Origin of the sequence: Mycoplasma imitans ATCC 51306 (assembly GCF_000518305.1) — a bacterium.
Lineage (GTDB): Bacteria > Bacillota_I > Bacilli_A > Mycoplasmatales > Mycoplasmoidaceae > Mycoplasmoides > Mycoplasmoides imitans.
This window is the reverse complement of sequence record NZ_KI912416.1, coordinates 146,709-158,255: the sequence shown is the minus strand read 5'-3', so window position 1 is coordinate 158,255 and position 11,547 is coordinate 146,709. Positions and strand designations below refer to the sequence as shown.

Genomic DNA, 11,547 nt, shown 5'->3' with positions numbered 1-11,547 from the left:
TTTCTTCTTGCCCTCACTTAACATTTCTAGTGTATGATCCGTTTTGATACACGTTTTCATCATTATCAGCATTTTCTCTCAATAATTCTAGTTTGCCAACGTGTTCACCATCAACAAGAGCCTGTAAAACAGGCTAGCAATATAATCAGTGATGTTTAATAGTTGCTTTCCGCTACTAGGACCAAATTGTTTTACAAATTCAACGATTAATTTTTGAATCTGTTTCATTTGTTCGTCTTTTGAATTCATTTTTGTTTACCGTTTATAAAATTATATTAACCTTTCTTTTTTGAGTTAATTAATTGTTTTACACAAAATTGAATTCGGTGCCCGCTAATCTAAAAATCTAAGAAAATTTAATCGATTGTGATTCGATCAGTATCTAATCAATTACGGTTTAAAATGAAATTTTGTTAGCTTTTAAATTCTACATTTATTTTTAAAACAAAAATATTTTTATTAAGATTTTCGGCAAATTTAACAGTTTTTTTAAAATAATCAAAAAAATAATAACGCAAATAACGTTATTATTTAAATGTTATTAATCTTTTTTAATTACCTTGTGGATTATCTTGTGTTGTCTAACTTTAATGTTGGCGCTTTCTAAAATAAAGGTAGCTATTTTGTAGTCAGGAAGATTCTCATATTTATTATCTTCATAAACAACTTCAACTATGCCGCTTTGTGCAATAGTTTTAGCGCAATTTGAACACGGAAATAAATTAGTATAAAGTGTACAATCTTCTATAATCGTGCTTGTGTTAAGAATAGCGTTTATTTCAGCATGAACTACATATGGATATTTAGTTTTAGCACTGTCTAGGTTTGTGCGGTCTCAAGGAAATTTTTCATCAAATCCTTTAGGCATTCCATTATACCCTAAACCTATTACATATTTCTTTTTGTTAACAATACACGCTCCTACCTGTGTCGATGGATCTTTTGATCTCATGGACGATATTGTAGCTAACATCATGAAGTATTCATCTCAACTAATTGCATTGGGATTTATTTTATTAATATTTGGTTTTTTTAATCAAAATTCAACGGTAAAATCGCTATATTCTTGCACTTTAGACAAATCGTAATTGGATAAATCTAAATTAAGATAAATATCGCCTTCGTATTTCTTTTTAATACGTGAAATAATAAGTTCGTCAGCATAATGATAATATTTTTCATAAACATATTTTCCGCCAGCAATAAATAAAATATCTTGGCTATCTTTATATGCTTTAAATAGTTCCATTAATTCTTTTTCATTGCGAATTGTTACATCAGCATCAGGGATAATATCTTCTCTACTAAAAACAAAATGTTTACGATTTTTTAATTTTCCAGGTAATCCTAAAAAGGTTCTTTTGCCAAACAACAATGAGTGCCCAATTGTTGTATTTTTAAAATGCTGAAATTCATCTTTAATATGTCAAGGCATTTTATCTTGTTTACCAATTAAATTGGCTTGATCCATTGCTACTATTAATTTAATCATTACACAGCTACCTTTGCTTTAATTGGTTCGTGATGTTCGTAATCCTCTAATGTAATATCCTCAAACTTAAAATCGAAGATGTTTTTAATGTTAGGATTTAAAACAACTTTTGGTAATTTTTTAGGTTCTCTTTGTAATTGAGTTTTAACTTGTTCAACATGGTTAGAATAAATGTGAGTGTCTCCAATTGTATGAATAAATTCAGCCGGTTTTAGTCCTGTTACTTGCGCAACCATTAAAAGCATCAAACTATACGATGCAATATTAAAAGGAACACCCAAAAACATATCACCACTTCTTTGATAAAGTTGAAGCGATATTTCATTATCTTTATTAACAAAGAATTGAAAAAAACTATGACATGGTGGTAACGCCATATCTTTTACTTCTGGTGGGTTTCATGCGCTCACAATCAAGCGACGAGAGTATGGATTAGTTTTAATTTCATTAATCACCAATTCTATTTGATCCACACCATTAAAATCTCGTCATTGTTTTCCATATACTGGACCTAGTTTTCCATGTTGTTTAGCAAATTTATCATCAGTTTTTATTTTTTCAACATACTCTTGCAAACTTTCGCCTTTAAAATCAGAAGACTTTTTAAAAATTTCATATGGCCATTCGTTTCAAATGTTTACATTATGGTCAACTAGAAACTTAATATTAGTATCACCCTTAAGAAATCATAATAGTTCGTAACAAATTGACTTTCATGCCATTTTCTTTGTTGTTAACAAAGGAAATCCTTCTCGTAAGTCATATCGAGCTTGAGTGCCAAAATAAGAAATTGTGCCTGTGTTTGTGCGGTCTTTTTTAACCTCACCTTTGCTCAAAACTTTTTGCAACAGATTCAAATATGTTTTCATAACCTACCCCCTTTTTTTAAAATAATTAGGTTGCTTAACTATATGTATAGTTATAATTAAAAATTATCTTAATTATCGCGATATTAATTAACTGGTCAAACAAATGATTTTAAATATCCAAAAGTTGTTTAAAATAAATTGTTTTACCCACTTTTGAATAACGTTGTTTAATATTTTTTGCCCGAACGTAAAATTTTCTTCCAGAAAAACAAAAAATTACATAAATTTATTAGGACTATCTAAATTTTTTTTCAATTGGTTTTTGTTCGAAATCAATAAAATAAAGGGAAACGAAAAGTTGCTTAATAATATAAATATAAATTTCATTAATATTTTTATTATTATGGCTTATTTTCTCTTATAATTGTTAAAAGGCAAAAGGGGTTATTAAGCAGTTAATTGCATTAAATATTATTTTTATAAATCTTAAGCCCAAATTTTTATAAAAATAATATTTCTTATCCCTTAAAAGCGTTTAAATCATTAGAAAAGGTACTTTTATATGTCAAATAACAACAAATATTATGATAAGTCATTTAGTCCATTAGGCTATGTTGCAAATGGACAAAAAGGAGTTATGCGTTCGATTAACTGGAACGTAATTAATGATCCAAAAGACTTAGAAGTTTGAACAAGAGTTACTCAAAACTTCTGGTTGCCAGAAAAGATACCAGTCTCAAATGACCTTAAATCTTGAAATGAATTAACTGCTGAGTGAAAGCAATTAGTTACTAGAACATTTACTGGATTAACGCTTTTAGATACGATTCAATGTACATTAGGCGATATTGCTCAGATCCCTCACTCATTAACTGATCATGAACAATTTATTTATGCGAATTTTTCTTTCATGGTGGGTGTTCATGCGCGTAGTTATGGAACAATTTTCTCAACATTAAATACAAGTGATGAAATTGAAGAAGCTCATGAATGAGTGATTAACAATGAAAAGTTGCAAGCTAGAGCTAAATTTTTAGTTCCTTACTATACTTCAGATGATCCATTGAAGTCAAAAATTGCAGCAGCATTAATGCCTGGATTCTTATTATATGGCGGTTTTTATTTACCATTCTATTTAGCGGCTAGAGGTAAACTACCAAACACTAGTGATATCATTCGCTTAATTTTAAGAGATAAAGTGCTTCACAACTATTATTCAGGTTACAAGTACAGAATGAAGGTTGAAAAACTACCTAAAGAAAAACAAGAAGAATACAAAAAATTTGTTTTTGATACCTTGTACAAAATCATTGAACTGGAAAAGGATTTCTTAAGAGAACTCTACGACGGTTTTGGTCTAGCTGATGAAGCAATTGCGTTCAGTTTATACAACGCCGGTAAGTTCTTACAAAACTGTGGTTATGAATCACCATTCACACCAGAGGAAACAAAAATCTCACCAGAAGTTTTTGCACAACTATCAGCTAGAGCTGATGAAAACCATGATTTCTTCAGTGGTAATGGAAGCTCATATATTATGGGTGTAACTGAAGAAACAGAAGATGATGACTGAGAATTCTAATTTATGGAAATCAAAGAAAATCTAAATGTGCCTAAAAGAAAACCCAATGGAGAAATGCGTGTTGTGTATTTTTCCAGCAAAACTGAAAATACAAAAAAGTTTTGCGATAAATTGGGTTTGCCTGCAACCAGAATTCCAATCAGTTTGAATGAAGAAATTGAAGTCGATTTCGATTACGTATTAATCTGTCCAACATATTCAGGTGGACTAAACGACTTTAAGGGGGCAGTGCCTAGGCAAGTCATTAAATTTTTAAACAAATTGCAAAACCGAGAACATTGTGTAGCGGTTGTAGCTAGTGGTAATACCAATTTTGGTGAAACATACGGACTAGCTGGTCATGTACTTAGAGCTAAATTAAAAGTACCATTATTACATATTTTTGAATTAATCGGAACTAAATATGATGAAGAATTAGTTCGCGAACGAATACAAAAATTGTGAAATTGACAAGAATAAATATATACTAATAAACCAAGAATAAAAAATTATTAATTTTTTTAAAAAATCAATAAACAAACAAAATTTAGCAATTATTAAAAAAACAAAAGAGGATATAAAAATGAGTGATAGTTTCAAAGAAGCTAATGGATATTTAGCATACAATGCAATGAGTAAATTAGATGAAGGTAAAAACTCTGCGCTTAATGATGCTAAAGCAGTAGCACTTTATATGCAAGTGCATGTTAAACCAAGAACTAAGAAGTTTAATTCGATTCATGAGCGAATGGACTATTTAATTAAGCATGACTTTTATGAAAAAGAAGTTGTCGAAAATGTAACTAAAGAACAACTTGAAGAGCTCTACGGTGTGATCAAAGAATTTGATCACGAATTTCCTTCATTTATGGGGGCTTTCAAGTTTTATAACGCTTATTGTTTAAAGAGTAATGACGGTAAAGAGTTTTATGAAACTTACAGCGAACGTTGTTTGATGAATGCATTATTCTTAGGCGGTAAGAATTTTGAAAACGTTAAAAACATTTTAATTGAAATTTTATCTGGGCGTTTTCAACCAGCAACACCAACGTTTTTAAATGCTGGTAAGAAACAAAGAGGTGAATACGTTTCATGTTACTTATTACGTGTTGAAGATAATATGGAATCAATTGGTCGTGCGATTGTTACTTCATTACAATTATCTAAACGCGGTGGAGGTGTAGCTCTTTGTTTAACTAATCTAAGAGAGTTTGGTGCGCCAATTAAACATATTGAAGGTCAAGCATCTGGCGTTATTCCTGTAATGAAGATCCTTGAAGACTCATTTTCGTATGCAAACCAATTAGGTCAAAGACCAGGTGTAGGAGCAGCATACTTACATGCTCACCACCCTGATGTGATGGTGTTCTTAGATTCTAAGCGTGAAAATGCTGATGAAAAAATCAGAATTAAGTCATTAGCGCTTGGTTTAGTTATTCCTGATATTACTTTTGAATTAGCTAAAAACAACGAACAAATGGCGTTGTTTTCACCATATGATGTACAAAAAGTTTATGGAAAACCTTTGTCAGATATTAAAGTAACTGAAGAATACCATAATATGGTTAATAACCCTAAGATTAAAAAGACGTATATTTCAGCACGTAAGTTTTTTCAAACTATTGCTGAATTACACTTCGAATCTGGTTATCCTTACTTATTATTCGACGATACGGTTAACAACCGTAATCCTAATGCCGGTCGTATTGTGATGTCTAATCTATGTTCAGAGATTGTTCAAAGTTCATCATCAACTGAATATAATGAAGACTTTTCAATTAAGAAATTAGGTCAAGATATCTCATGTAACTTAGGATCAGTTAATATTGACAAGATGATGAAATCTGGTGATCGTTTTGAACAATCAGTTTATTACGCAATCAAATCATTAGATCATGTCTCTAGAAATGCTAATTTAGATTGCGCTCCTTCAATTAAGAATGGTAATGCTAATAATCACGCTTTAGGATTAGGTGCAATGAACTTACATGGATTTTTAGCAACACATGAAATTTATTATGATTCACCTGAAGCTTTAGAATTTACCGATTTCTTCTTCTATACATTAGCTTATTATGCTTTCAAGGCATCTAATCGTTTAGCAGTTGAACAAAAACAAACTTATGCTAACTTCAAAACATCTAAGTATGCTGATGGTTCTTACTTTGATAAATATACTAAATGTGATCCTTGTACGTATGTAATTAAAAATCCAAAAATTAAAGAACTTTTTGAAAATTACAAGATTAAAATTCCTACCCAATCTGATTGAAAAGCGCTAACAGAAGAAATTAAGAAAACTGGTTTAGCTAACGCTCACTTATTAGCTATCGCACCAACTGGTAGCATTTCTTACTTATCTTCATGTACACCATCATTACAACCAGTTGTAGCACCCGTTGAAGTTCGTAAAGAAGGTAAGATTGGTAGAATCTATTCATTAGCTTACAAGTTAGATGAAAACAACTACAAGTATTACAAAGACGGTGCTTACGAATTAGGACCTAATCCTTATATCGATATCTGTGCTCAAGCTCAAAAACACGTTGACCAAGCAATATCATTAACTTTATTTATGAATGATACAGCTACAACCAGAGACTTAAACAAGGCTTATATTAGAGCTTATAAATCTAAATGCGCATCTGTTTATTATGTACGTGTAAGACAAAACGTTTTAGAAGATTCTGAAAACTTAGATTGAGTTAAAGATCAAGCAAGCAATATGGATTGCGAAGCATGCAAAATCTAGATACAAAATAATAATTTCTAACAACCTTTGGTTGTTAGTTTTTTTTATTACTTTTATGCAAATTAACGCTTAATTATTTAAAAAATAAGTCGACCAATCGACTTATTTTTTATGATGAATCTTTATTTATTTTTGAGCAGATTAAATCTTCTTATCAAAGAAGAAAGATGATTCTTTGATGTATACAAAATATTCAACAATATTAACCAGATGATCGTTGATTCTTTCAATGTTTTTGATTACTAGAATCGTGTCAACCAATAGGTTTAGTTGTAATTCATCTTCAGAATTAATATCGTATTTTTTGAAATTCTTTAGATATCTCTTGTATTTAGATTCAAACTCTTGTTGTCTGATGTCAGCAAATTTATATGTTTCTTCTGCATCATTTTCTTTTAAATGAGTAACTACATCTTTGTAGTTAGTTAACGCTTCTTCTTGAAGGTCAATAATTACATCTAACTTTTGCGGTGTAATGTTATCGTTCTTTTTTAAGAATTTAGCAACATTATTTGCATAGTCACAGATTCTTTCGATATCGTTTGATGAAGAGATAATTGCAATGATAAATCTTAGGTGTGAAGCTTGTGGTTGCTCTTTTGAAATAACTCAGGTTGAATCATCTAATAAGTCGGCTTGTTTGATGTTAGAATGCTTTTCCATCTTGAAGATATCATCTAAAAGTTCAAGATATGGTTCGCCATTTTTGTAGTTATACAAAGCTTTCAATAAAGTTTCATGAATCTTGATCCCGTGATCAATGTATTCATAAAATTTATTGATTAATTCTTGTTCTGAATATTTTAATGATTTGTAATTTCTTGACATAATTAGCCAATCCTTCCATCAATATAATCTTTTGTTCTCTCATTCTTAGGTTGAGTAAAGATTTGTTTTGTTGTACCGTGTTCTAACACTTTACCTTCGTAAAAGAAAACTGTATCATCACTAACTCTTTGTGCTTGCGCCATTGAGTGAGTTACGATCACGATTGAATAACTCTTTTTCAGTTGGTGAATCAGTTGTTCAATTCTATTGGTCGCAATCGGATCAAGCGCAGATGTAGGTTCGTCCATTAATAAAACTTCTGGTTTAAGTGCGATCGCACGAGCAATTGATAATCTCTGTTGTTGACCACCCGATAGTCCGTGAGCTGATTGGAACAAAATATCTTTCACATCATCCCATAATGCAGCACCTTCTAAAGACTCTTTAACTATCTGTTCAATCTTGGCTTTATCTTTAATTCCATGAGATCTTAATGCATAAGCAATATTCTCGTAGATCGACAATGAAAAAGGCGTTGGTTTTTGAAACACCATTCCCACCTTAGAACGTAGTTCTAATTCTGGTAATGTTTTAGAATAAATGTTTTTAGATAAGAAAAAGATACTTCCGGTTTTAGACACACCATCAGTTAGATCATGCATCCGATTAAGCGAACGAATAAAAGATGATTTACCACAACCACTAGGTCCTATAAGCGCTGTTACTTTGTTCTTTTTAATCGCTAGATTAATATCTTTTAGCGCATGCTTTGCTTTATTTGAATACCACAGGTTGTAATTATCAATTTCGAAGATATTATCAAAATTATAATCGTCTTTAAAATGAATTAAATTAGGATCTTTGTTCTTGTACAAGATCTTATATCTTTTGATCTTTTCATTAACTTTAGTTAATTCATCTTTGTTACTAGTTGATATCAACTCTTTCTTTTGTTGAATTAACTGTTTAATTTTTTCTTTATATTCACCCTTTTTTTGAAGATATAATTCCTTAGTTTGTGGATCAACTTTGTTACGCATACTTTAGATTATCTTTCTTATTTTTTCTTTTTGTTTTTAACTTATCCCATCAGATGGCTATTTTGTATTTATTTTTAAACAGATAAGGAATTAACAGATTACTGATTAAGATAAAGATGAAAATTAATAGAATCGACATAAAGGCAGATTCAAACATGATGTTCTGTGCGTTGGCCTTTGTTGAGAAGAGTTGGCTATAAATTCTTACAGTTAAAGTTTGACCTCATAATCCCAGACTAAAGTTGTTTGATGATGATAGCCCTGCTGTAATATATAGCGGAGCTGTTTCAGCTAGAATTCTTGAAATAGATAGGATGATACTACTTAAGATATGTTCGATTACTTGAGGTAAAATGATTTTTAAAATTGTTTGTGATCGTGAGATTCCTAATGCGTAAGAAGCTTCTCTTGTTGAATTAGGAACTGAAGCTAACCCTTGTTGCAGCATTCGAATGAATGCTGGCATGATTACCAATGAAATAGTTAAAATCCCTGCAAACATTGAGTTTGAACTTCTGCCCCCGATAGCCAATCCTAATGTTTGAATAAAAAAAGTTAAACCAAAGATCCCAAATAAAATTGATGGTGTTGATCCCAATGCATCAATAAAAAATAAGATTGTGGTTTTAGCTTTCTTATTTCTTGCGTACTCATTAACATAGATCGCAATAAATAATGAAATTGGAAACGAAATCAAAATCCCAAAGAAAATGATTACCAACGTGTTAACAGTAGCTCTTCCAGTTGAGTTTGCTGCAAACGATGTTATTGTTTGATCAGGACTAAAAATCGCAATAAACCCATGATAAAACGTGTAAAGTAAGATTCATAAAATAAACGCGATACAGATTCCTGTACATAAGAATTCGATTGCTTTTTTTGAATAATCATAAGCCTTAACTCTAATCGTATTCTTATGCACTTTAAACAAGCTTGCTGATCGTTTAATAAGGTTTATTAAATAAACGATTGATCGACTAATACGATTTGGTATAAATAAGATTAAGTTAGCAATAAATGTCTCAACCTTAATTGCTCAAGGATACTTTTTCTTGGTTGAACTCTTATTAATAAATAGCACCAAGATATTAATAATAATCGTAAACGTAAATAGGATAATCCCAAATAGGTATAAAACACTTCTTAGGTTTTCTGAACCATTTTCAGCAAAGAAATTATATGAGATAATTGCCCCTATTGTTTTTAATCCCGATTGTAAAAACTCATTAAATGGGGTGTGACCTACAATATTATAATTTTGCGCAGTTAAAATAAAGTTTAACGCCATTGATTCACTAATCGCTCTTGAAAAAGCGGTTAGTAATGATACATAAATCCCGTTTTTAGCTTCTTTTTTAAAGATCTTATAAATAGATTTTGTCTTAGTTGTACCAAGAGCAATTGAAGCTGATAAGATACTCATATCAACACTTTCAAGGGAATTGTAACTCATGGCTACAACCGTTGGAATAATCATGAACGTTAACATGATAATGGCTGTTATTAAATTTCATGATGTTCTAGTTTGAAAAATTAACTGAACTAAATAACCTAATGAGTTAGCAGCAAACAGCCCAAAAACAACTGAAGGAATACCAGCAAGAATATTAACGATAATTCTAAAGGTTTTTCTTCATTTTTCTTTCAATCTGAACTTGATGAAGATTGCTGTATTCACTCCAATCGGAGCAGCTATCAATAACGACACAAAGGTAACAAATAAAGTTACGGTCAATGGCGCTCAGATTCCTGCTTTATTTTGAACTAAATTAAAATCTAGTTTAAAAATACTAGCACCATATGATTGTCATCCAGGGATTGACTTATAAAAGATAAAAGAAAAGATCCCAATAAATGCTATTGCAAACAACCACGCTGCACTAAACGAAATCGATTGAAAAAGTTTACTTCTAGCTTTTTTAAAATCGTTAAATCTACTTGTATTCAACATTAGAATTCAACTCCAAATCTAACTGGATCAAATGAATAGTCACTTACTCAAAATGCATCTTCATGTTTCTGAATTAATTCCTGTGATGACATATTCTTTAATCCATCATTAAGTAAAAACATCTTTTTTAAATCTTTATCTGATAGTGTAATTAAACCTTGTGCTTGATAAATGTCTTCGATTCGTTTTCTAACATCGGGTTTATTATCAAATAAGATGAACTTAATGAATTGCTTAATAGAATTAAGACGACTTTCGTCTTTATTTGATAAAGAAAATATTGAATTATAAGGTCTGATCCAGCGATAATCGCCATCACTAACAGATTGAATTGATGGAACAATCACCTTATCGTCAACTTTGTAATTAAGAAGATCGAACCCATCGTTTTTGATCAATGTTAGGTTATTAATAATAAAACCTAATGATAGATAGGTCATTGAACCGACCAATCTAGCATTAGTTTTAAAAAAGTTATATGTTTCAATATTTGATTCACCTGTTGTGATCGTGTGCGAACCATAATCGATCTTACCTTTAAGAGCGTCTAAAGTTTTTTTATTGATTTGATCGTCTTTAATTAGACCTGAGTTGTGTAAGAAAGCTTCGGCTGTTCCAGAAACTGAAGCTCCTCCAGCTCGAGCAAAAGGAACGACATTGTAGTTTCCATTAAGATTTTTACCAAAGTAAAAATCTGATAATGAAACCGTGTCATAACCAGCAAATGCATCATACATTTTATCGATATTATTAGCATCTAAATAAAAATCGCTAGCTGAAGTATTTGCTGGTTTCTTATAAATAATTGCGATTGCATCTTTGGCTAAAGTAACTGTTTTAACTTGTAGATCTTTTCACTCTTGAACCGATCTGTGATTGGCTAAAATTTGGTCTCTTGGACTTTTAGAAGCGTTACCAATATTTGTAGTGCCATCAAGGACACTAATAATGCCTGTGGTTGATCCACCAGCTTGTACGGAGATCTCAACAGGTGCATATTTAGCATACAATTCTGATAATGCATCCATAAAAGGTTGCACCGCTGATGAACCCCTTGTGTTTATAACAACAAAATTTAATGAACATGAACTCATTAAATATGATAGTGAAACTGTTGAAAAAAATAATGATATTTTCTTCTTAAAAAAAGGTTTCATTTCTGTTGAGTAATTTT

9 protein-coding genes and 1 pseudogene are annotated in these 11,547 nt (G+C 30.8%); 3 read left to right on the top strand and 7 right to left on the bottom strand.

Features of this window, described 5'->3' with window-relative positions; all coding sequences use genetic code 4:
- The 3 genes and pseudogenes from P690_RS04285 to P690_RS0103175 all read right to left on the bottom strand — a co-directional run.
- Positions 1–249, bottom strand: a pseudogene (locus tag P690_RS04285) (IS256 family transposase); the annotation flags it as partial.
- A gap of 292 nt (positions 250–541) precedes the next feature.
- Entirely contained in the window at positions 542–1,492 is a 951-nt protein-coding gene (locus P690_RS04640) for a dihydrofolate reductase (RefSeq protein ID WP_027122316.1), read from the bottom strand.
- Complete coding sequence (locus P690_RS0103175; protein WP_027122315.1) at positions 1,492–2,361, bottom strand: thymidylate synthase; 870 nt, start codon at positions 2,359–2,361, stop codon at positions 1,492–1,494. The genes P690_RS04640 and P690_RS0103175 overlap by 1 nt, the downstream gene beginning before the upstream one ends.
- 502 nt (positions 2,362–2,863) lie before the next feature.
- Here P690_RS0103175 and nrdF point away from each other — a divergent pair.
- The 3 genes from nrdF to nrdE all read left to right on the top strand — a co-directional run bounded on the left by nrdF (position 2,864) and on the right by nrdE (position 6,614).
- A complete protein-coding gene (gene nrdF / locus P690_RS0103170; protein WP_036459658.1) occupies positions 2,864–3,883 on the top strand; it encodes a class 1b ribonucleoside-diphosphate reductase subunit beta in 1,020 nt (339 codons plus the stop codon).
- A gap of 3 nt (positions 3,884–3,886) precedes the next feature.
- The gene (nrdI, locus tag P690_RS0103165; protein WP_027122313.1) at positions 3,887–4,342 is read left to right on the top strand and encodes a class Ib ribonucleoside-diphosphate reductase assembly flavoprotein NrdI; all 456 of its coding nucleotides are present in this window, start codon (positions 3,887–3,889) and stop codon (positions 4,340–4,342) included.
- 103 nt (positions 4,343–4,445) lie between these two features.
- Positions 4,446–6,614 carry a class 1b ribonucleoside-diphosphate reductase subunit alpha gene (gene nrdE, locus P690_RS0103160; RefSeq protein WP_027122312.1) on the top strand — a complete coding sequence of 723 codons (2,169 nt, stop codon included), beginning with the start codon at positions 4,446–4,448 and terminating at the stop codon, positions 6,612–6,614.
- A 141-nt stretch (positions 6,615–6,755) separates the two neighbouring features.
- On the opposite strand, the gene phoU is transcribed toward nrdE, so the two are convergent.
- From phoU to P690_RS0103140, 4 genes are read right to left on the bottom strand one after another with little or no spacing between them, the layout of a single operon-like run.
- Positions 6,756–7,442 carry a phosphate signaling complex protein PhoU gene (gene phoU / locus P690_RS0103155; RefSeq protein ID WP_027122311.1) on the bottom strand — a complete coding sequence of 229 codons (687 nt, stop codon included), beginning with the start codon at positions 7,440–7,442 and terminating at the stop codon, positions 6,756–6,758.
- A 2-nt stretch (positions 7,443–7,444) separates the two neighbouring features.
- Complete coding sequence (pstB, locus tag P690_RS0103150; RefSeq protein ID WP_027122310.1) at positions 7,445–8,422, bottom strand: phosphate ABC transporter ATP-binding protein PstB; 978 nt, start codon at positions 8,420–8,422, stop codon at positions 7,445–7,447.
- Positions 8,415–10,373: a phosphate ABC transporter permease PstA gene (gene pstA, locus P690_RS0103145; RefSeq protein WP_027122309.1), complete on the bottom strand. Its 1,959-nt coding sequence runs from the start codon at positions 10,371–10,373 to the stop codon at positions 8,415–8,417. Before pstA ends, pstB begins: the two co-directional genes overlap by 8 nt.
- Positions 10,373–11,530 (bottom strand): substrate-binding domain-containing protein, encoded by a 1,158-nt coding sequence (locus P690_RS0103140; protein WP_027122308.1) that lies wholly within the window; start codon positions 11,528–11,530, stop codon positions 10,373–10,375. Before P690_RS0103140 ends, pstA begins: the two co-directional genes overlap by 1 nt.
- Between the last annotated feature and the right edge of the window lie 17 nt (positions 11,531–11,547).